This is a genomic window from Serratia entomophila, from assembly GCF_021462285.1.
GTDB classification, from domain to species: Bacteria; Pseudomonadota; Gammaproteobacteria; order Enterobacterales; family Enterobacteriaceae; genus Serratia; species Serratia entomophila.
On sequence record NZ_CP082787.1, the window covers coordinates 1792525 to 1813987 of the forward strand.

At 58.3% G+C, this 21463-nt stretch carries 13 protein-coding genes; 8 read left to right on the plus strand and 5 right to left on the minus strand.

The features are described 5' to 3' along the window. The first annotated feature begins 49 nt into the window (after positions 1-49). From cmoM to KHA73_RS08790, 7 genes are all read left to right on the plus strand, one after another. Positions 50-835: a tRNA uridine 5-oxyacetic acid(34) methyltransferase CmoM gene (cmoM, locus tag KHA73_RS08760; RefSeq protein ID WP_234590345.1), complete on the plus strand. Its 786-nt coding sequence runs from the start codon at positions 50-52 to the stop codon at positions 833-835. Next, a complete protein-coding gene (mukF, locus tag KHA73_RS08765; protein ID WP_061798038.1) occupies positions 832-2154 on the plus strand; it encodes a chromosome partition protein MukF in 1323 nt (440 codons plus the stop codon). Before cmoM ends, mukF begins: the two co-directional genes overlap by 4 nt. Continuing rightward, complete coding sequence (gene mukE / locus KHA73_RS08770) at positions 2135-2863, plus strand: chromosome partition protein MukE (protein WP_061798037.1); 729 nt, start codon at positions 2135-2137, stop codon at positions 2861-2863. The genes mukF and mukE overlap by 20 nt, the downstream gene beginning before the upstream one ends. Beyond that, positions 2860-7308, plus strand: coding sequence for a chromosome partition protein MukB (mukB, locus tag KHA73_RS08775; protein ID WP_234590347.1), 4449 nt, complete (start codon positions 2860-2862; stop codon positions 7306-7308). The genes mukE and mukB overlap by 4 nt, the downstream gene beginning before the upstream one ends. A gap of 222 nt (positions 7309-7530) precedes the next feature. Further along, positions 7531-9363: a L,D-transpeptidase gene (gene ldtD / locus KHA73_RS08780; protein ID WP_380738165.1), complete on the plus strand. Its 1833-nt coding sequence runs from the start codon at positions 7531-7533 to the stop codon at positions 9361-9363. A gap of 180 nt (positions 9364-9543) precedes the next feature. Continuing rightward, positions 9544-10092, plus strand: a complete 549-nt coding sequence (locus KHA73_RS08785) for a YcbK family protein (protein WP_234590351.1) — start codon at positions 9544-9546, stop codon at positions 10090-10092. 64 nt (positions 10093-10156) lie between these two features. Continuing rightward, positions 10157-10804, plus strand: coding sequence for an MBL fold metallo-hydrolase (locus KHA73_RS08790; RefSeq protein WP_234590353.1), 648 nt, complete (start codon positions 10157-10159; stop codon positions 10802-10804). 66 nt (positions 10805-10870) lie between these two features. Here KHA73_RS08790 and KHA73_RS08795 read toward each other — a convergent pair whose 3' ends face one another. The 5 genes from KHA73_RS08795 to KHA73_RS08815 all read right to left on the minus strand — a co-directional run bounded on the left by KHA73_RS08795 (position 10871) and on the right by KHA73_RS08815 (position 18494). After that, the gene (locus tag KHA73_RS08795; RefSeq protein WP_234590355.1) at positions 10871-12061 is read right to left on the minus strand and encodes an amino acid aminotransferase; all 1191 of its coding nucleotides are present in this window, start codon (positions 12059-12061) and stop codon (positions 10871-10873) included. A 246-nt stretch (positions 12062-12307) separates the two neighbouring features. After that, positions 12308-13432 carry a porin OmpC gene (gene ompC / locus KHA73_RS08800; protein ID WP_272496169.1) on the minus strand — a complete coding sequence of 375 codons (1125 nt, stop codon included), beginning with the start codon at positions 13430-13432 and terminating at the stop codon, positions 12308-12310. A 304-nt stretch (positions 13433-13736) separates the two neighbouring features. Next, positions 13737-15137: an asparagine--tRNA ligase gene (gene asnS, locus KHA73_RS08805; protein WP_234590356.1), complete on the minus strand. Its 1401-nt coding sequence runs from the start codon at positions 15135-15137 to the stop codon at positions 13737-13739. Positions 15138-15333: 196 nt separating this feature from the next. Beyond that, positions 15334-16539 carry a nicotinate phosphoribosyltransferase gene (pncB, locus tag KHA73_RS08810; protein ID WP_234590358.1) on the minus strand — a complete coding sequence of 402 codons (1206 nt, stop codon included), beginning with the start codon at positions 16537-16539 and terminating at the stop codon, positions 15334-15336. Positions 16540-16793: 254 nt separating this feature from the next. Continuing rightward, complete coding sequence (locus KHA73_RS08815; protein WP_234590360.1) at positions 16794-18494, minus strand: GGDEF domain-containing protein; 1701 nt, start codon at positions 18492-18494, stop codon at positions 16794-16796. 345 nt (positions 18495-18839) lie between these two features. Between KHA73_RS08815 and pepN the strand changes: the two genes are divergently transcribed. Then, positions 18840-21458: an aminopeptidase N gene (pepN, locus tag KHA73_RS08820; protein ID WP_234590361.1), complete on the plus strand. Its 2619-nt coding sequence runs from the start codon at positions 18840-18842 to the stop codon at positions 21456-21458. Positions 21459-21463: the final 5 nt, after the last annotated feature.

Genomic DNA, 21463 nt, shown 5'->3' on the forward strand with positions numbered 1-21463 from the left:
GGGCTGGCGCTTTGCCCCCAGCAGGATAAGATCAGCGGAGCCGTAGTCCATGCAGGATCGCAATTTCGACGATATTGCTGAAAAGTTTGCGCGTAATATTTACGGCACCACCAAAGGGAAGATTCGCCAGGCCGTGGTCTGGCAGGATCTGACCGCGCTGCTGGCGCAGTTGCCGCAGCGGCCGTTGCGCATCCTGGATGCCGGCGGCGGCGAAGGCCACATGGCCTGCCAGTTGGCAGAATTAGGACATCAGGTGTTGTTGTGCGATCTTTCTGGTGAGATGATCCAACGCGCCGCGCAGCTGGCTGAGCAGAAAGGTGTGAGCCAGAACATGCAATTCATACAAAGTTCGGCGCAGGATATCGGTCAACATTTGGAACAGCCGGTCGATCTGATATTGTTCCATGCAGTTCTTGAATGGATCGCCGAGCCCGAAGCGGCGCTGCAGGCGCTGTTCGACTGCCTGCTGCCGGGGGGCGCGCTGTCGCTGATGTTCTTTAACGCCAACGGCCTCTTGATGCGCAACGTGGTGTTGGGTAATTTCCAGTTGGTGGATCCGCAAGTCAGAAGGCGCAGAAAACGTTCGCTTTCGCCGCAGTATCCGCACAGCCCGCCGCAGGTGTATGGCTGGCTGGAACAGATGGGCATGCGCATCGGCGGCAAAACCGGCGTGCGGGTGTTCCACGATTATCTGCAGAGCAGGCAGCTACAGACACAAAAATTTGAAGAGTTATTGGCGCTTGAACAGCACTATTGCCGGCAGGAGCCGTACGTGAGTTTGGGGCGCTATATTCACGTCATGGCGCATAAACCAAACCTGAAGGACGAACTATGAGTGAATTTTCCCAGACAGTACCCGAACTGGTCGCCTGGGCACGGAAAAATGATTTCTCTATTTCGCTCCCTACGGAGCGTCTCGCATTTCTGCTCGCCATCGCCACCCTGAACGGTGAGCGGCTGGACGGCGAGATGAGCGAAGGTGAGTTGGTTGATGCATTTCGCCATGTCAGCAAGGGTTTCGAACAGACGCATGAAACGGTCGCCATTCGCGCCAACAATGCGATCAACGACATGGTGCGCCAGCGCCTGTTAAACCGTTTTACCAGCGAACTGGCGGACGGCAACGCGATCTACCGCCTGACGCCGCTGGGTATCGGCATTACCGACTACTATATTCGCCAGCGCGAGTTCTCCACGCTGCGGTTGTCGATGCAGCTGTCGATCGTGGCGCAGGAGCTGAAGCGCGCCGCCGACGCCGCCGAAGAGGGCGGCGATGATTTCCATTGGCACCGCAACGTGTTTGCGCCGTTGAAATATTCGGTAGCCGAGATCTTCGACAGCATCGACATGACCCAGCGGGTGATGGACGAGCAGCAGCAGGGCGTGAAGGACGACATCGCGGCGCTGCTGAACCAGGATTGGCGCGCGGCGATCTCCAGCTGCGAGATGTTGCTGTCTGAAACCTCCGGCACCCTGCGCGAGCTCCAGGATACGCTGGAAGCGGCGGGCGACAAGCTGCAGGCCAACCTGCTGCGCATCCAGGACGCGACGCTGGGCGGCGCGGAGCTGGGCTTCGTCGACAAGCTGGTGTTCGATCTGCAGAGCAAGCTGGACCGCATCATCAGCTGGGGCCAACAGGCGATCGACCTGTGGATCGGCTACGATCGCCACGTGCACAAGTTTATCCGTACCGCCATCGATATGGATAAAAACCGCGTGTTCGCCCAGCGCCTGCGCCAGTCGGTGCAAAACTATTTCGACAACCCGTGGACGCTGACCCACGCCAACGCCGACCGCTTGCTGGATATGCGTGACGAAGAACTGGCGCTGCGCAGCGAGGAAGTCACCGGGGAACTGCCGGCGGATTTGGAGTTCGAAGAGTTCAGCGAAATCCGCGAACAGCTGGCGGCGATGATCGAACAGGCGCTCAAGGTTTATCAGGAACAACAAATGCCGCTCAATCTTGGGGCGGTGATGCGCGATTATCTGGCGCAATATCCGCGTGCCCGTCATTTCGACGTGGCGCGTTTAGTGGTCGACCAGGCGGTGCGCCTCGGTGTGGCTGAAGCAGATTTCTCCGGGTTGCCGGCCGAATGGCAGGCAATCAATGATTACGGAGCCAAGGTCCAGGCCCATGTCATCGACAAATATTGAACAAGTAATGCCAGTCAAGCTGGCCAAGGCACTGTCCAATGCGCTGTTCCCGGCGCTGGACAGCCAACTGCGCGCGGGTCGTCACATCGGTATCGATGAGCTGGACAACCACGCTTTCTTAATGGATTTTCAGGATGAGCTGGAAGAGTTCTATAACCGCTACAGCGTCGAACTGATCCGGGCGCCGGAAGGGTTCTTCTACCTGCGCCCGCGCTCGACCACCCTGATCCCGCGTTCGGTGTTGTCCGAACTGGACATGATGGTCGGCAAGATCCTGTGTTACCTCTATCTCAGCCCCGAGCGCCTGGCGCACGAGGGGATATTCAGCCATCAGGAGCTGTACGACGAGCTGCTGAGCCTGGCGGATGAGAGCAAATTGCTGAAGTTCGTTAACCAGCGCTCTACCGGCTCGGATCTCGATCGCCAGAAGCTGCACGAAAAAGTGCGCACCTCGCTGAACCGCCTGCGCCGTCTGGGCATGGTTTATTTCATGGGCAACGACAGCAGCAAGTTCCGCATCACCGAGGCGGTGTTCCGCTTTGGCGCCGACGTGCGCAGCGGCGACGATCCGCGCGAAGCGCAGCTGCGCATGATCCGCGACGGCGAGGCGATGCCGGTTGAGAACAGCCTGTTGCTGAACGACGAGAATGACGCTGAGGACCAGCAGGTTGATAACGCTCCGGACGGTGCAGAGGATGAACAGGAATGATTGAACGCGGTAAATTTCGCTCGCTGACGCTGGTTAACTGGAACGGCTTCTTCGCCCGCACCTTTGACCTGGACGAGTTGGTGACCACGCTGTCCGGTGGCAACGGGGCAGGGAAATCCACCACCATGGCGGCCTTCGTCACCGCACTGATCCCCGATCTGACGTTGCTGCATTTCCGTAACACCACCGAGGCGGGCGCCACCAGCGGCTCGCGCGACAAGGGCCTGCACGGCAAGCTGCGCGCCGGCGTCTGCTATTCTACGCTCGACGTGGTCAACTCGCGCCATCAGCGCGTGGTGGTTGGCGTGCGTCTGCAGCAGGTGGCCGGGCGCGATCGCAAGGTCGATATCAAACCTTTCACCATCCAGGGCCTGCCGACCGCGGTACAGCCGACCGAGCTGCTGACCCAGACCGTGGGCGAGCGCCAGGCGCGCGTGCTGACGCTGCCGGAACTGAAAGAGCGCGTGGAAGAGATGGAGGGGGTGCAGTTCAAGCAGTTCAACTCCATCACCGATTACCATTCCCTGATGTTCGATCTGGGCGTGATCCCGAAACGCCTGCGCTCGTCTGCCGATCGCAGCAAGTTTTATCGCCTGATCGAAGCCTCGCTGTACGGCGGTATCTCCAGCGCCATTACCCGCTCGCTGCGCGATTACCTGCTGCCGGAAAACAGCGGCGTGCGCAAGGCGTTCCAGGACATGGAAGCCGCGCTGCGCGAAAACCGCATGACGCTGGAGGCGATCCGCGTCACCCAGTCGGACCGCGACCTGTTTAAACACCTGATTTCCGAAGCCACTTCCTATGTGGCGGCGGACTATATGCGCCATGCCAACGAACGCCGCATCCATCTGGACGGTGCGCTGGCGTTGCGCAGCGATTTGCTGAGCAGCCGCAAGCAGCTGGCCGCCGAGCAGTACCGCCATGTGGAAATGGCGCGCGAGCTGGCCGAGCAAAGCGGCGCCGAATCCGATCTGGAAACCGACTACCAGGCCGCCAGCGACCACCTGAATCTGGTGCAGACGGCGATGCGTCAGCAGGAAAAGATCGAACGCTATGAGGGCGATCTGGAAGAGCTGACTTACCGTCTGGAAGAGCAGAACGAAGTGGTGGCCGAGGCCAGCGAGCAGCAGGCCGAGAACGAAGCGCGCGCCGAAGCGGCCGAGCTGGAAGTGGATGAGCTGAAAAGCCAGCTGGCCGATTACCAGCAGGCGCTCGACGTGCAGCAGACCCGCGCCATTCAGTACCAACAGGCGCTGCAGGCGCTGGAGCGCGCCCGCGCGCTGTGCCAGCTGCCGGATCTGACCGCCGACAATGCCGAGCACTGGCTGGACAGCTTCCAGGCGCGTGAGCAGGAGGCGACCGAAGCCCTGCTGATGCTGGAGCAGAAGCTGAGCGTGGCCGACGCCGCGCACGGCCAGTTCGAACAGGCCTACCAGTTGGTGGGTAAAATCGCCGGCCAGGTCAGCCGCAGTGAGGCCTGGCAGTGCGCGCGCGAATTGCTGCGCGACTGGCCTTCACAACAGCACCTTGCCGAACGCGTGCAGCCGCTGCGCCTGCGGCTGAGCGAGCTTGAACAGCGCCTGCGCTCCCAGCAGGACGCCGAACGGCTGCTGCAGGAGTTCTGCAAGCGCCACGGCCAGGACTATCAGCCGGACGATCTCGATGCGCTGCAGCAGGAGCTGGAAGAGCGTCTGGAATCGCTGTCGCAGAGCGTCAGCGAAGCCGGCGAGCGCCGCATGGAAATGCGCCAGGAGCTGGAACAGCTGCAGCAGCGCATTCGCGAGCTGACGGCGCGTGCGCCGGTGTGGCTGGCGGCGCAGGATTCTCTCAGCCAACTGAGCGAGCAGAGCGGCGAACCGCTGGAAAGCAGCCAGCAGGTCACCGAGTACATGCAGCAGCTGCTGGAGCGCGAGCGTGAAACCACCGTCGAACGCGACGAAGTGGCGGCGCGCAAGCGTGAAGTCGAAGTGCAGATCGAACGCCTCAGCCAGCCCGGCGGTGCCGAAGATCAGCGCCTGGTCACGTTGGCCGAACGCTTTGGCGGCGTATTGCTGTCTGAAATTTACGACGATGTCACCATCGACGACGCGCCTTACTTCTCGGCGCTGTACGGCCCTTCGCGCCACGCCATCGTGGTGCCGGATCTGTCGCTGGTGCGCGAGATGCTGGAGGGGCTGGAAGACTGCCCGGAAGATCTCTACCTGATCGAAGGGGATCCGCAGTCATTCGATGACAGCGTATTCGCCGTTGAAGAACAAGAACGGGCGGTGTTGGTGAAAACCGCCGACCGCCAGTGGCGCTATTCGCGTTATCCTGAAGTGCCGCTGTTCGGCCGCGCCGCGCGCGAAAACCGCCTGGAAGTGCTGCACGCCGAACGCGAAACGCTGGCGGAACGCTACGCGACGCTGTCGTTTGACGTCCAGAAGACCCAGCGCTCGCACCAGGCCTTCAGCCGTTTTATCGGCACCCACCTGGCGGTGGCGTTCGACGCCGATCCGGAAGCGGAAATTCGCGGCCTGAACAGCCGCCGCGGTGAGATTGAGCGTGCACTGAACAACCATGAAGCGCAAAACCAGCAGCAGCGCCAACAGTACGATCAGGCGAAGGAGGGCATTTCCGCGCTGAACCGCCTGATGCCGCTGGTGTCGCTGCTGAATGACGAAACCCTGCAGGACAGAGCGGAAGAAATCCGTGAAGAGCTGGAAGAAGCGCAGGACGCCGCACGCCATATCCAGCAGCACGGCGTTTCCCTGGCCAAGCTGGAGCCGCTGCTGTCGGTGTTGCAGAGCGATCCGCAGCAGCATGAACAGCTGCAGCAGGACTATGCGCAAGCGCAGAGCCAGCAGCGTCAGGCCAAGCAGCAGGCGTTCGCGCTGACCGAAGTCGTGCAACGCCGCGCGCACTTCAGCTATACCGACTCCGCCGGCATGCAGAATGCCAACAACGATCTCAACGATAAGCTGCGTCAGCGCCTGGAGCACGCGGAGGCGGAACGTACCCGCGCCCGCGAACAGCTGCGCCAGTACCAGACGCAGTTTACCCAGTACAGCCAGGTGCTGGCCTCGCTGAAAAGCTCGTATGACGCCAAGCGCGACATGCTGAAGGAGCTGAGCCAGGAGCTGGTGGATATCGGCGTCCAGGCCGACGCCAATGCCGAAGCGCGCGCGCGCCAGCGCCGCGACGAACTGCATGCGGCGCTGAGCAATAACCGTGCGCGCCGTAACCAACTGGAAAAGCAGCTGACCTTCTGCGAAGCGGAAATGGACAGCCTGCAGAAGAAACTGCGCAAGCTGGAACGCGATTACTACCAGCTGCGCGAGCAGGTGGTTACCGCCAAGGCGGGCTGGTGCGCGGTCATGCGCATGGTGAAAGACAATGGCGTCGAACGCCGTCTGCACCGCCGTGAGCTGGCGTATATGGACGGCGACGAACTGCGTTCGATGTCGGATAAGGCGCTCGGCGCGCTGCGCCTGGCGGTGGCGGACAACGAACATCTGCGCGACGTGCTGCGCCTGTCGGAAGATCCGAAACGCCCGGAGCGCAAGATCCAGTTCTACATTGCGGTATACCAACATCTGCGCGAGCGCATTCGTCAGGACATCATCCGCACCGACGATCCGGTCGAAGCCATCGAACAGATGGAAATCGAGCTGGGCCGCCTGACCGAAGAGCTGACCGCCCGCGAACAAAAACTGGCGATCAGTTCCAAGAGCGTGGCCAACATCATCCGCAAGACCATTCAGCGCGAACAGAACCGCATTCGCATGCTCAACCAGGGCCTGCAGGCGGTGTCCTTCGGCCAGGTGAAGAGCGTGCGGCTGAACGTCAACGTGCGTGAAGCGCACGCCACCTTGCTGGACGTGCTTTCCGAGCAGCAAGAGCAGCATCAGGACCTGTTCAACAGCAACCGCCTGACCTTCTCTGAAGCGCTGGCCAAGCTGTATCAGCGCCTGAACCCGCAGATTGATATGGGGCAGCGCACGCCGCAAACCATCGGCGAAGAGCTGCTGGATTACCGTAACTACCTCGAGCTGGAGGTGGAAGTGTTCCGCGGTTCCGACGGCTGGCTGCGCGCCGAGAGCGGCGCCTTGTCGACCGGGGAAGCCATCGGTACCGGGATGTCTATCCTGGTGATGGTGGTGCAGAGCTGGGAGGAAGAGTCGCGTCGCCTGCGCGGCAAGGACATCTCCCCATGCCGCCTGCTGTTCCTCGACGAAGCGGCGCGTCTGGACGCCAAGTCCATCGCCACGCTGTTCGAGCTGTGCGATCGCCTGGAAATGCAGCTGATCATCGCGGCGCCGGAGAACATCAGCCCAGAGAAAGGTACCACTTACAAGCTGGTGCGCAAGGTGTTCCAGAATCATGAACACGTGCACGTGGTGGGGCTGCGCGGTTTCGCCAGCGAGCCGCCGGCGCTGGGCAATACGCCGGTAGAGACGCCTTAGCGTAAAAAAACGCGCTAAAAATCTGAAAATAGCCGCCCTGGGGTGGCTATTTTTTTGTGCGCGTGGATGATAAGACCTGCTTTTTTATCCGGCGAAAACCGGGTAGCTTAATGAAATAAACAGTTATTCGGCGCTCTGCGGGGCGAAACGGCCTTTCTGTTTGTATACTGAAACCATAAGCAGTTTTTGATGTATTTTTTGTGAGCATACAGGGGGCAAGGGATGTTGCTTAAAAATGGAAACTCAATACGGCGTCTGGCGCTGAGTTGCGCAATCGCATGCGGTCTTGCGTCGTCGTTACCCGCATGGGCAACCGTGCCGGCGTTTCCGGTGGCGTCATCCGGCATGTCCGTTGCGCAAAGTCGTTCAGAACTGCTGGCCGCGCTGCCGCGCGGCATGGCACCGCACTATCTTTCAACCTTGGCTCCTCTGTACGCGGCGAATCATATGCAGCCGATGTGGCAGGATCGCGAGGCGGTGCAACAGTTTCAGCAGCAGCTGGCCGAGCTGGCGATGTCCGGCGTGCAGCCGCAGTTCACCCAATGGGTGAAAATGCTGACCGATCCGGCGATCAACGAAGTGGGGCGCGATATCGTGCTGTCCGACGCCATGCTCGGTTATCTGCAGTTCGTTTCCGCCATCGGCGCCAACGGCAACAGCTGGCTGTACGGCAACATTCCCTACAAGCTTGGTTTGCCGCCCAACGCGGTGATTAACCAATGGCAGCTGGCGGTGCGTCAGGGCAAGACCCTGGGCTACGTCAATTCGCTGGCGCCGCAGCATCCGCAGTACGCCAAGATGCATCAAGCGCTGCGCGACATGCTGGCCAATAATCGGCCATGGCCGCAGATGGCCAACGGCCCGAGCCTGCGTCCCGGCCAGCTGAGCAATGATATTCCAGCCCTGCGCGAGATCCTCAAGCGGACCGGAATGCTGACCGATGCCGCACCGGAAGCGCAGCCGGAGCCGGCGGTGGTGCTGGCGACGCGCAATGAGCCCGATGACGGCGGCCTGTCGGTCGATGAAGAGAAAAACCGGGAAAGTCAGGTGGCGGTCAGCCCGTCGGCGGCGCCGGTGCAGGACATTGCCTCCGCGCCGAATTCCGGGTTGCTTACGCAGCCTGCCGCCAGCGCCGTGCCGAGCGATAATGTTTACACGCCGGATCTGGTCGAGGGCGTTAAGCGCTTCCAGCAATGGCAAGGGCTGAGCGCCGACGGTGTGATCGGCGCGCGCACCCGCGAGTGGTTGAACGTCTCGCCGAAGACCCGGGCTTCGCTGCTGGCGTTGAATATCCAACGCCTGCGCATCTTGCCGGGCCACGTCGGCACCGGCATTATGGTGAATATTCCCAACTACTCGCTGACCTACTACCAGAACGGCAACGAAGTGCTCTCTTCGCGGGTGATCGTCGGGCGGCCGAGCCGCAAGACGCCGCTGATGAGCAGCGCGCTGAACAACGTGGTGGTCAACCCGCCGTGGAACGTGCCGACTACGCTGGTACGTGAGGATATCGTGCCGAAGGCGATGCGTGACGGCAGCTACTTCCAGAAACACGGCTATACCGTGCTTGCCGGCTGGAGCAACGACGCTGAGGTGATCAACCCGGCGATGATCGACTGGAACATGGTGTCGGCCCGCAACTTCCCGTACCGCGTGCGCCAGGCGCCGGGCGCCACTAACTCGCTGGGGCGCTTCAAATTTAACATGCCGAGCTCGGACGCTATCTACTTGCACGATACGCCGAACCACAGCCTGTTCCAGAAAGACATCCGCGCGCTCAGCTCCGGCTGTGTGCGGGTGAACAAGGCGTCTGATTTGGCAAATATGCTGCTGCAGGATGCCGGCTGGAATAACAGCCGCGTTTCTTCGACGCTGAAAGAGGGGAATACCACTTACGTGAATATTCGCCAGCGTATTCCGGTAAAATTGTATTATCTGACGGCCTGGGTCTCTGATGACGGCCAGCCACAATTCCGTACAGATATTTACAATTATGATAATACGGTGAGATCGGGCGCACAAATTTTGGCTCAGGCCGAAAAATTAATGCAATAAATGCAGTAATTATAAATAAATAACGGTCAGAATGTTTGGCTATACCACAGGCCCTCGCATGCGGGGGCCTGTAAACCTAGGCGTATCGCGGGTTGACTCAGCATACGCAGGCGGTTATGGTTCGGACAGTGCGCTTTTTTGTGCATATATTTTGACATTCTTGCCGGGTTTAATAGAGTCATGGACAAAATTGATCATCATCGCCGTAAATGGCTGGCGCTAGGCGGCGCAGCTATGGGCATAGCGCTGCTTCCAGGGCAGGCCTTTGCCAGTCTTTCCACTGCTCGTCCGCGTATTTTGGTGGTGAATAACCTGAATACCGGTGAATCACTTAAAGCCGAGTTTTTCGACGGCAAAGGTTACAATAAAGAAGAGCTGGTGCGGCTTAATCATTTATTCCGCGATTATCGCGCCAATAAAGTTAAATCGATCGATCCCCGCCTTTTTGATCATCTTTATCGCCTGCAGGGGCTGTTGGGCACCAACAAGCCGGTGCAGCTGGTTTCCGGTTACCGCTCGCTGGACACCAATAACGAACTGCGCGCACACAGCCGCGGCGTGGCCAAGCACAGCTACCACACCAAAGGCCAGGCGATGGATTTCCATATTGAAGGCATCCAGCTGAGCAATATCCGCAAAGCGGCGTTAAAAATGCGCGCCGGTGGTGTAGGATATTACCCACGTAGCAACTTTGTACACATCGATACCGGTCCTGCACGGACCTGGTGATCGCGGTGCCCATAAGTGAATAGCGCCAGCCCGGCGGGTGTGGCGCTGTTGTCGTTGGAGCCTTATGAAATACCACATTATTCCCGTTACTGCCTTTAGCCAGAACTGCAGCCTGATCTGGTGCGAGCATACCCAGCAGGCGGCGCTGGTCGATCCCGGCGGCGAAGCGGAAAAAATCAAAGCCGCCGTGGCCGAACGGGGCGTGACCGTCTCTCAAGTCTTACTGACGCACGGCCACCTCGACCACGTTGGCGCGGCGGCGGAGCTGGCCGAATATTATCAGGTGCCGATTTACGGGCCGGATAAGGAAGACGCCTTCTGGCTGGATGGCCTGCCGGCGCAAAGCCGGATGTTCGGTCTGGAAGAGTGCGCCCCCTTAACGCCAACCCGCTGGCTGGCGGAAGGCGACGAAGTGCAGGTTGGCGAGATGCGTTTCAAGGTGCTGCATTGCCCTGGCCATACGCCGGGTCATATCGTGTTTATCAACGCGCAGGCGCGCATGGCGCTGGTGGGCGATGTGCTGTTTAACGGCGGCGTTGGGCGCAGCGACTTCCCGCGCGGCGATCACCAGGCGCTGATCGACTCCATTCGCACTAAACTGTTGCCACAGGGGGATGACATGGCCTTTATTCCGGGCCATGGCCCGATGTCGACCTTTGGCCATGAACGCCAGACCAACCCGTTCCTGCGTGAGGAACCGCCGGTCTGGTGAGTCAGCTCTCCCGGCAGAAATAACAAGGGGCGCACTGAGCGCCCCTTTTCTTTAAATGCCGCTATCTTACAGCACGGCCACGATGGCTTCGCACAGCGGCGCCATGTTGTCCGGCGTCATGCCGGCAACGTTAACGCGGCCGGAGTTGACGGCGTAAACGCCAAACTCGTCACGCAGGCGCAGCACCTGTTCTTTGGTCAGGCCGCTGAATGAGAACATGCCGTTCTGGTTGATGATGAAACCGAAGTCCTGCTGCGCGCCTTTCTCCTGCAGGGTATTCACAAACAGCTGACGCATGCGGTGGATGCGTTGGCGCATATCGGTCAGCTCTTGTTCCCACAGCGCGCGCAGCGCGTCGTTGCCGAGGATGGTGGCGACCACCGCCGCACCGTGGGACGGCGGGTTGGAGTAGTTGGCGCGAATTGCCGCTTTCACCTGGCTGAAGGCGCGATCGGCGGTTTCAGCGTCGGCGGCCACGATGGTGCAGGCGCCAACGCGTTCATTGTACAGGCCGAAGTTTTTCGAGTAGGAGCTGGCGACGATCAGTTCCTGATGCTTGGCGGCAAAAATGCGCAGGCCTTCGGCATCTTCTTCCAGGCCTTTGGCGAACCCCTGGTAGGCGAAGTCGAACAGCGGCAGCCAGCCGTTGGCTGCGGACAGCTCGGCCAGTTGGGCCCACTGTTCGGCGGTAGGATCGATGCCGGTCGGGTTATGGCAGCAGCCGTGGAACAGCACCACGTCGCCGGCCTGCGCCTGTTTCAGGCTATTGAGCAAGCCGTCGAAGTCCAACGCGTGGTTGGCGGCGTCATAGTAGGCGTATTCCAGCACTTCCAGGCCTACCGCGCCGAAGACGTTTTTATGATTCGGCCAGCTTGGGTTGCTGATCCAGATGCGCTTGGCGCTGGTTTGGTTGGCGATAAAGTCAGCCGCTACACGCAGGCCGCCGGTGCCACCGGGCGTTTGCGCGGTGCGCGCACGCTTGTCGGCGATGATCGGGCTTTGCTTGCCGAACAGCAGCTCTTGCGTGCAGCTGGCGAACGCCGGAATGCCTTCAATGCCGAGGTAGTTTTTGGTGGTCTCATTTTCCAGCAGATACTGCTCAGCCTTTTTCACGCTGGTCAGTACCGGGGTTTTACCGGTTTCGTCTTTATAAACGCCGATACCCAAATTGATTTTGTCAGGGCGGGCGTCCGCGCGGAAAATGTCGGTCAGGCCCAGGATCGGGTCGGCAGGTGCAGCAGTGATTTTTTCAAACATGTCAGGTGCTTCCAAATCTCGGAGTTAAGCAGACAGAGGCATCAGGGTAGCGCCAGTTATGGGCTTTGCCAACCGTTTGCGACAAAAACACCGCGATGTTGTGAAGGGGGCAGGTTAGGCAGAAAAAATGGCGGGGAAGGGCAAATCGGCAGGATAAAAATTCACGGATGGCGCACAAACAAAAACAGGGCCGAAGCCCTGTTTTTTTAACTTATCCGACGGTGAACCGCCGTTAAGCGCGACAACTTAGAACTGGTAAACCAGGCCTACACCAACGATGTCGTCGGTAGCGGTGCCGGTGGCTTTGGTGAATTCGTTGTCGTCCAGCAGGTTGATTTTGTAATCAACGTAGGTGGACATGTTTTTGTTGAAGTAGTAGGTAGTACCAACAGAAACGTATTTAACCAGGTCCTGGTCAGAACCCACGCCTGGGACGTTCAGGTTCTTGCCTTTAGACTGCAGGTAAGACACTTCTGGACGCAGACCGAAGTCGAACTGGTACTGAGCGGTCACTTCGAAGTTCTGAGTTTTGCTGGCGAAGCCGCCACAGTTTTCGGTCGCATCACAGGTAGCCGTGAAGTTGCCGCCGCCGAATGGAGTCATGTTGCGGGTTTCGGCATACATGGCCGCCAGGTAAACGTTGTTGGCGTCGTATTTCGCGCCTACGGTCCAGGCATCAGCCTTGTCGCCGCGCTCGTTGGAACGCAGTTTTTGATCGTCGGTACGGTTGGATGACGCGTATGCAGCACCGAAGCTTACGCCTTCGCCGATGTCATAAGTAGAGGAGATGCCCCAACCGTCGCCGTTTTGTTTCTTAACGTCACGACCGTCGTTCTGGTTTTTACCCTGGTATTGCAGGGCGAAGTTCAGACCGTCAACCAGACCGAAGAAGTTGTTGTTACGGTAGGTCGCAACGCCGTTGGTACGGCCGGTCATGAAGTTGTCGGTGTAGGTGTAAGTGTCGCCACCGAACTCTGGCAGCATATCGGTCCAGCCTTCCACGTCGTACAGTACGCCGTAGTTACGGCCGTAGTCGAATGAGCCGTAGTCAGCGAATTTCAAACCAGCGAAGCCCAGACGAGTCTTGGTGCCTTCGGTGCCCTGAGATTCAGCGTGGTTAGCCTGAACGTTGTATTCCCACTGGCCGTAACCGGTCAGTTGGTCGGTAATCTGAGTTTCACCTTTGAAGCCGAAACGAACGTAGGTCTGATCGCCATCATTGCCTTTGTCGTCTGAGAAGTAGTGCAGGCCGTCAACTTTACCGTACAGATCCAGCTTGTTGCCGTCTTTGTTATAGATCTCAGCTGCGTTTGCCGCACCAGCAGCCAACAGAGCCGGGATTACCACTGCAAGAATGTTGCGCTTCATCATTATTAATTACCCTCATTGGTGTTATTCGGACACCTTTGCCACTGCCGCCAATAATTCTTTTGAACTATTGTTGATAGATTGGTGTCGTCCTGTGTCTGAACGCAGTGTTCCATTCGCAGGCGGGTTAATCTAGAACGAAAATGCTACGAATGTCCTAATGAGGTTTCAAAAAGAAAATATGTGTTACAAAATGTAATATTAAGGGAACTTTGTGACGCAGGTCAATAATAAAAAATGCGAAAGGCCAGCAGAGCTGGCCTTTGTTTTGTAACAAAATCGTATGGAAACTGTTTAAACCTATTAATTAGAAGCTTGCATTGCGTGGCGTTCGCGGGAACGGGATCACGTCACGCACGTTTTGCACACCGGTGACATAGGCGATTAAACGTTCAAAGCCCAAACCGAAACCGGCGTGAGGCACGGTGCCGTAACGGCGCAGGTCACGATACCACCAGTAGTCTTCTTTATTCAGGCCCATGGCTTCCAAACGCTGATCCAACACGTCCAGGCGTTCTTCACGCTGTGCGCCGCCGATGATTTCACCGATACCCGGCGCCAGCACGTCCATCGCCGCGACGGTTTTGCCGTCGTCGTTCATGCGCATATAGAAGGCTTTGATGTCTTTCGGGTAGTTTTTCACCACTACCGGCGCTTTGAAGTGTTTCTCCGCCAGATAGCGCTCGTGCTCGGAGGACAGATCGATGCCCCAGGAAACCGGGTTTTCGAACTTCTGGCCGGAGGCGATCAGAATTTCCACCGCTTCGGTGTAGTCAACCTGGGCAAAGTCGGAGGAGACAAAACGCTTCAGGCGATCGATGGCGTCTTTATCTACGCGTTCGGCGAAGAACTGCATGTCATCCATGCGCTCGTTCAGCACCGCCTGGAACACATACTTCAGCATTTTCTCCGCCAGCTCAGCAATGTCTGCCAGCGTGGCGAAGGCCACTTCCGGTTCGATCATCCAGAACTCCGCCAGATGGCGGCTGGTGTTGGAGTTTTCGGCGCGGAAGGTCGGGCCAAAGGTGTAGATTTTTGACAGCGCGCAGGCGTAGGTTTCGCCGTTCAGCTGGCCGGATACGGTGAGGAACGCCTCTTTACCGAAGAAGTCTTCGCTGAAGTCGACGGCGCCTTTATCGGTGCGCGGCAGGTTTTCCAGATCCAGCGTGGAAACGCGGAACATTTCGCCGGCGCCTTCGGTATCAGAGGCGGTGATCAGCGGGGTGGATACCCAGAAGAAGCCGTTCTCGTGATAGAAGCGGTGAATGGCCTGCGCCAGCGTATGGCGCACGCGCGCCACGGCGCCGATCAGGTTGGTGCGCGGACGCAGGTGCGCCACTTCACGCAGGTACTCGATGCTGTGGCGCTTGGCCGCCATCGGGTAGGTGTCCGGATCGTCAACCCAGCCGACCACCTTGATGGCGGTTGCCTGCAGTTCGTAACTTTGGCCTTCGCCCGGGGAGGCGACAACCTTGCCGGTCACTTCAACCGAGCAGCCGGTGGTCAGGTGCAGCACTTCATCCTGATAATTCGGCAGAGAATTATTAACGACGGCCTGTAACGGATCAAAGCAGGAACCGTCATAGACGGCCAGGAAGGAGATACCAGCTTTAGAATCTCTCCGGGTACGTACCCAGCCGCGCACGGTGACTTCACTGTCAACCGCAGCACGACCTTGCAGTACGTCGACTACAGGCACTACGCTCATAGATTTCTCTCTTTATATTTGGTTTAGAAATAGCTTACAACCCAAGAATATGGGGATGCTTGCTATGTTACTTGCCGCGGTGCAGAGCACAAGCAGAAATCGCCAGATTGGCGCAACATTTCTCGGGGGCGGGCCGATTGAACAAAGAAAAAGCCGGGCGATGTTCGCACCGGCTTTCTTTATATATAAGGAAGCGTCAGCTGGCTTTTTTCACCAGCGGCAGATCGAAGGCTTTACGCAGGGCTTTCACGAAGGCCTGATCCTGGCAGATGGTTTTGCCCGGGCTGTCGGAAAGCTTGGCGACCGGTTTACCCTTGCACTCCACCAGTTTGATCACGATATTCAGCGGCTTGACGCCCGGAATATCACAGGTCAGGCGGGTGCCGATGCCGAACACCAGGTTGATGCGCTGGTAGAAATGGCGGTACAGCGCCAGCGCCTTGTCCAGATCCAGGTTATCCGAGAACACCAGGGTTTTGCTCATTGGGTCGATGCCCAGTTTTTGATAGTGGGCGATGGCTTTCTCGCCCCACTCGAACGGATCGCCCGAGTCGTGGCGCAGCCCCTGATAGCGTTGGGCGAACTGCGGGCTAAAATCACGCAGGAAGGCATCCATGGTGATGCAGTCGGTCAACGCGATGCCGAGCTGGTTCGGGTATTCGTCCAGCCAGGCCTGCAGCGCCGCGCGCTGGCTGTTGGCCAACACCGGGCTAATTTGCTGGTGGGCCTGAAACCACTCGTGCGCCTGGGTGCCGACCGGCGCCAGATCCAATTGGTAGGCCAGATCGTAATTGCTGGTGCCGACCAGATAAGGGAACTCCGCCTTCAGAGTGCTGACGATCGCCTGCTGCACGCCCTGCGAGAAGCGGCGGCGGGTGCCGAAGTCCATCAGCTTGAAGCGCGAGATATCCAGATCGCCGGCCAGGGCCCTGAACTGTTCCAGTTTGCTGCGCAGGTGGGCGACCGCCTGCGCCGGGGTGACCTCCGGCGAGCGGTGGCGGTGCACCACCTCGCTAATCACCGCCAGCAGCGGAACTTCCCACATGATCACCTCGCGCCACGGCCCGGCGATGCGGATCTGCAGCCTGCCGTCGCGGTTGTCGATGTTCACCTGCTGCGGATCGTAGCGAAATTCCCGCAGCCAGCTCAGGTAGTCCTGGCGGAAGAAGGGCAGCCCGGAGAGATAATTGAACTCAGCATCGGTCAGCGCCAACTGGCTCATCAGCGCGACCTGCGCGCGGATCTCATCGGCATATTCGCCCAGCAGTTCATCGCCGCGGCAACGGAATTCCGCCGCAACGCTGATTGCGGGATAGCGATGGAACACTGCTTGCTGCATATGAAGCTTATAGGCGTCAGTATCAAGCAGTGATGTCAAAATCGGGGAGGCGTATTGAGTCATAGCGCGTTACAGCATCCTCGTCAGGCGCGTGTCCAAATCCGGATAATCATAAAAAGTGGGGGGAGTATACCCGGATTATCCTGTTATTGAAGCTGCATCACACCACAAATTACCGGAGCGGGTCGAGGATTAAACGTGCGTTTATGGCGGCTTGCTGTTTAAAGCGCGGCAGAAATGCCAGATAAGCCTGTAAGGTGAATGACTTAGCCTAATTAGTCATAAAAATTATAATGTTAATTATTTTAAACAGCAATTCAGATAAAACCGCCCAGGGTGTGGATGCTGACCCGGTTCTTGCCGTTTTTCTTGCAAAAATAGAGTGCCTCGTCCGCCCGTTTGATCGCCCCCTGCAGCGCTGGGAAAGCCTGAACCTGGGCGATACCGCAGCTGGTGGTGAATTGCACTTGCTGCCCGTCGGCCAGCGTCAGGCTAAGGCGGTGCGTGCGCCGCCGCAGCTGTTCCATAATATCACGTGCATTGTCCAGCGTGCAGTTGCCCAGGATCACGGCGAACTCCTCGCCGCCGTAACGACAAAAAATGTCGCTGGCGCGAAAGGCCTGTTGCAACAGGCGGCCAAACGCCACCAACACCTGATCGCCGACGCCGTGGCCGTAGCTGTCATTGAGGTTTTTGAAGTTGTCGATGTCGATCAGGCAAAACGCCAACGGATAGGTGCCGGCGTTGAGCAGTTCGCACTCGAGGAAAAACTTGCGGCGATTATAGATGTTGGTGAGCGGATCGAGGAAAGAAGAGGCTTCCAGCTCTTGGATCAACAGCTGCTTTTCACTCTCCAGGGACACCTTGTCCAACTGATACCGCTTGAGTTGTTGAATGGCGTCGCTGATGGCGCTCAGCTCCTGGCCGTAAAACACATCGTTGCGATCGATGTTCATATTGCCGCGCGCCAGCCGCACAATATTATTATGCGTTTTAGTCAGCCAACGGCTGATGTTTGAGCTGAATACCAGCGAAGGCAGCAGGATAAGCAGCGCGATCAACCCGCCCAGTGAGATCATGCCGTCGATCAACGTTTGGCTGCCATAGATTTTTTGTCGGGAGGCAGTGATTTCCATTTCGAAACTGCGCTGATACAGCTGCTGCGAAAGCGTGCTCAGGTCGTTGACATATTGATAGATAAAATCCGCCGGGTAGGACATATGGGTGTCGATCGCGGTATACAGCCCTTCGGTGATGTGTTTCAGCTGGTCGCTGGAAACCTGTTTGAGCAACGCGTTGATGATGGCGGTAGTTTGCGGGTCGTCATAGGTGAACTTCATAAAGATCAGCCGGGTACTCAGCGCATTCAGCACCCCGGTGAGCTGGATTGATTTCAGATAGGCGTTTTTGCGATACAGCGGGTTGAGATTGACGTCAATAATCTGATCGGTCAGTTCGGTCAGGGACATATTCAGCCGATTGTTTAGCCGAATGGCCTCGAGGAACATAAACGAGTCGCTGTCCACCATGCGGGTATCATGGGTATAGCGGTAATAGTTTTTGCTGGCTTGCGAAATATAGTAGGCGCTATTGATGTTGAACAGGTTGGCGTTGGCGTCGTTGGCCCGCGAGAGCTGCAGATTATCGTTGTCCAGCAGCTGTTCCATCAGCCCGATCATCGACAGCACGGCGATTTTTTGCTGCACGCCGAGCTGCAGCGAGGTACTGCCCTCGAGATGAGGCCGAATCAGGGCGATTTTATCGCGCGCCAGCCGATCGGCCGCCTGACACTGCGCCCGGGTAATTTGCGGGTTGATCAGGCTAAGACGCTTTAGCCGGTGCGCCTGCAACGATGCCTGGAAGGCTTCGGAAATTTCTTTGGCGCGGTTGATCTTGTACAGCGTCAGCCGGTTTTCGCGATAGTCTGCGTGGGCATCGAACAGCTCATCGGCAATAAAGATGGCGAACGACGACATCAAGCAAAAGGTAAAGAAATAGATAAAGTATTTAACTTTCATATTGGCGAACGTCCCTGAGCCTGATAGACCAATTATATCATCGTGCTTCCCGCACTGTCTTAAGTATGCCCCTGGCGCCAGGGCACATTGGGAAGGGAAGTTTAGCATTAAATGCTGATTTTCATTCACCCGGTGGTCAGGAGGGCTGGCGGGACGGGCCGGTTTACGATGCACCTCTGATTTCTCGGCTGCGGCGGCTTGCCATCTCTGGGTTTTTTACGCAGCTGTGATACAGTTTATTTACAATCGGGCTCATCGGTTAAACCGCGCAGCGGCGCCGCTATTGGCGCGCGTGGGCGATGACGGCCTGGCACCTATAATTCACTGAGACGTCGAAGGGTTTCTATGACACCACAGCCACAGGCGAAGTATCGCCACGATTATCGCGCGCCGGATTATACCATCACCGACATCGATCTGGATTTCGATCTGGACGCAGAGACCACCCGGGTTACCGCTGTCAGTAAAATTAAACGTCAGGGCGCCGCCGGTTCAGTGCTGGCGCTGAATGGCGAAGACCTGACGCTGGTTAGCATCCTGGTCGATGGCCAGGCGTGGAGCGCTTACCGCTTGCAGGATAACCAACTGTTGATTGAGGAACTGCCAGCACAATTTACTCTCACCATCGTTAACGATATTCACCCGGCGAAAAATACCGCGCTGGAAGGGCTTTACCTGTCCGGTGAGGCGCTGTGTACGCAGTGTGAAGCCGAGGGCTTCCGCCATATCACCTATTATCTGGATCGCCCGGACGTGCTGGCGCGCTTTACCACCCGCATTACGGCCGACAAGGCCCGCTATCCGTTCCTGCTGTCGAACGGCAATCGCATCGATCAGGGCGAACTGGAGGATGGCCGTCACTGGGTGCAGTGGCAGGATCCGTTCCCGAAACCTTGCTATCTGTTTGCGCTGGTGGCCGGGGACTTCGACGTGCTGCGCGACAGCTTCACCACCCGTTCCGGGCGCGAAGTGGCGCTGGAGCTGTTTGTCGATCGCGGTAACCTGGATCGCGCCGACTGGGCGATGACCTCACTGAAAAACTCGATGAAGTGGGACGAAACCCGCTTTGGGCTGGAATACGATCTCGACATTTATATGATCGTAGCGGTCGACTTCTTCAATATGGGCGCGATGGAGAACAAAGGGTTAAATATCTTTAACTCCAAATACGTGCTGGCGAAGGCGGAAACTGCGACCGATAAAGACTACCTGAACATCGAAGCGGTGATTGGCCATGAGTATTTCCACAACTGGACCGGTAACCGCGTCACCTGCCGCGATTGGTTCCAGCTCAGCCTGAAAGAAGGGCTGACGGTATTCCGCGATCAGGAGTTCAGCTCCGATCTGGGATCGCGTTCGGTTAACCGTATCGACAACGTGCGGGTGATGCGCGGCGCGCAGTTCGCCGAAGACGCCAGCCCGATGGCGCACGCCATCCGCCCGGATAAAGTGATCGAAATGAACAACTTCTACACCCTGACGGTGTATGAGAAAGGATCCGAAGTGATCCGCATGATGCATACCCTGCTGGGCGAAGCGAACTTCCAGAAAGGCATGCAGCTGTATTTCGAACGTCACGACGGCAGCGCCGCCACCTGCGATGATTTCGTGCAGGCGATGGAAGACGCTTCCAATGTCGATCTGTCGCTGTTCCGCCGCTGGTACAGCCAGTCCGGCACGCCGCTGCTGACGGTGCGCGACGACTACGACGCCGAAAAACAACAATATCGTCTGTACGTCAGCCAGAAAACGGCGCCGACCGCCGATCAGCCGGAAAAACTGCCGCTGCACATTCCGCTGGATATCGAGCTGTACGACAGCGAAGGCCACGTCATTGCGCTGCAAAAAGACGGCTCGCCGATCGGTAACGTGCTGAACGTGACAGAAGCCGAGCAAACCTTCGTGTTCGACGATGTGGCGCACAAGCCGGTGCCGTCGCTGCTGCGCGAGTTTTCTGCGCCGGTGAAGCTGGACTATCCGTACAGCGATCAGCAGCTGACCTTCCTGATGCAGCACGCGCGCAATGAGTTTGCTCGCTGGGATGCGGCGCAAAGCCTGCTGGCTACTTATATCAAGCTGAACGTGGCCAAACATCAGCAGAAGCAGCCGCTGTCGCTGCCGCTGCACGTGGCCGACGCGTTCCGCGCCGTGTTGCTGGATGAGCAGTTGGATCCGGCGCTGGCGGCGCAGATCCTGACGCTGCCGTCAGAGAGCGAGATAGCCGAGCTGTTCGCCACTATCGATCCGGAAGCGATCGCGGCGGTGCATGAGGCGATCGTTCGCTGTCTGGCGAAGGAAATGGCCGACGAATGGCTGGCGGTGTACCACGCCAACAAGACCGAGGGTTACCGCGTTGAGCATGGCGATATCGCCAAACGCGCGCTGTGCAACGTTTGCCTGGGCTACCTGGCCTTTGGGGAGGACGTGGCGCTGGCCGACAAACTGGTGAGCGAACAGTATCGCCAGGCGGACAACATGACCGATTCTCTGGCGGCGCTGTCCGCAGCGGTGGCGGCGCAGCTGCCGTGCCGCGACGCACTGCTGGCGGCGTTCGACGAACGCTGGCACCAGGATGGGCTGGTGATGGACAAATGGTTCGTGCTGCAGGGCGCCAGCCCGGCGGCGGACGTACTGACCAAGGTGCGCGAGCTGTTGAAGCACCGTTCGTTCAGCCTGGGCAACCCGAACCGCACCCGTTCGCTGATTGGCGGTTTCGCCTCCGGCAACCCGGCGGCCTTCCATGCCGCCGACGGCAGCGGTTACCAGTTCCTGGCGGAAATCCTCAGCGATCTCAACCAGCGCAACCCGCAGATCGCCGCGCGCCTGATCGAGCCGCTGATCCGCCTGAAACGCTACGACGCCGGCCGCCAGGCGCTGATGCGCAAAGCGCTGGAGCAGCTGAAAGGGTTGGAAAACCTGTCGGGCGATCTGTACGAGAAGATCAGCAAAGCGCTCGACGCCTGATTGAC

Coding starts and splice junctions, on each gene's coding strand:
- ldtD (WP_380738165.1), top strand. CDS start 7,531: ATGTTGCTTAAAAATGGAAACTCAATACGGCGTCTGGCGCTGAGTTGC.
- KHA73_RS08815 (WP_234590360.1), bottom strand. CDS start 18,494: ATGAAAGTTAAATACTTTATCTATTTCTTTACCTTTTGCTTGATGTCG.
- mukB (WP_234590347.1), top strand. CDS start 2,860: ATGATTGAACGCGGTAAATTTCGCTCGCTGACGCTGGTTAACTGGAAC.
- asnS (WP_234590356.1), bottom strand. CDS start 15,137: ATGAGCGTAGTGCCTGTAGTCGACGTACTGCAAGGTCGTGCTGCGGTT.
- ompC (WP_272496169.1), bottom strand. CDS start 13,432: ATGATGAAGCGCAACATTCTTGCAGTGGTAATCCCGGCTCTGTTGGCT.
- KHA73_RS08790 (WP_234590353.1), top strand. CDS start 10,157: ATGAAATACCACATTATTCCCGTTACTGCCTTTAGCCAGAACTGCAGC.
- pncB (WP_234590358.1), bottom strand. CDS start 16,539: ATGACTCAATACGCCTCCCCGATTTTGACATCACTGCTTGATACTGAC.
- mukF (WP_061798038.1), top strand. CDS start 832: ATGAGTGAATTTTCCCAGACAGTACCCGAACTGGTCGCCTGGGCACGG.
- pepN (WP_234590361.1), top strand. CDS start 18,840: ATGACACCACAGCCACAGGCGAAGTATCGCCACGATTATCGCGCGCCG.
- KHA73_RS08785 (WP_234590351.1), top strand. CDS start 9,544: ATGGACAAAATTGATCATCATCGCCGTAAATGGCTGGCGCTAGGCGGC.
- mukE (WP_061798037.1), top strand. CDS start 2,135: ATGTCATCGACAAATATTGAACAAGTAATGCCAGTCAAGCTGGCCAAG.
- KHA73_RS08795 (WP_234590355.1), bottom strand. CDS start 12,061: ATGTTTGAAAAAATCACTGCTGCACCTGCCGACCCGATCCTGGGCCTG.
- cmoM (WP_234590345.1), top strand. CDS start 50: ATGCAGGATCGCAATTTCGACGATATTGCTGAAAAGTTTGCGCGTAAT.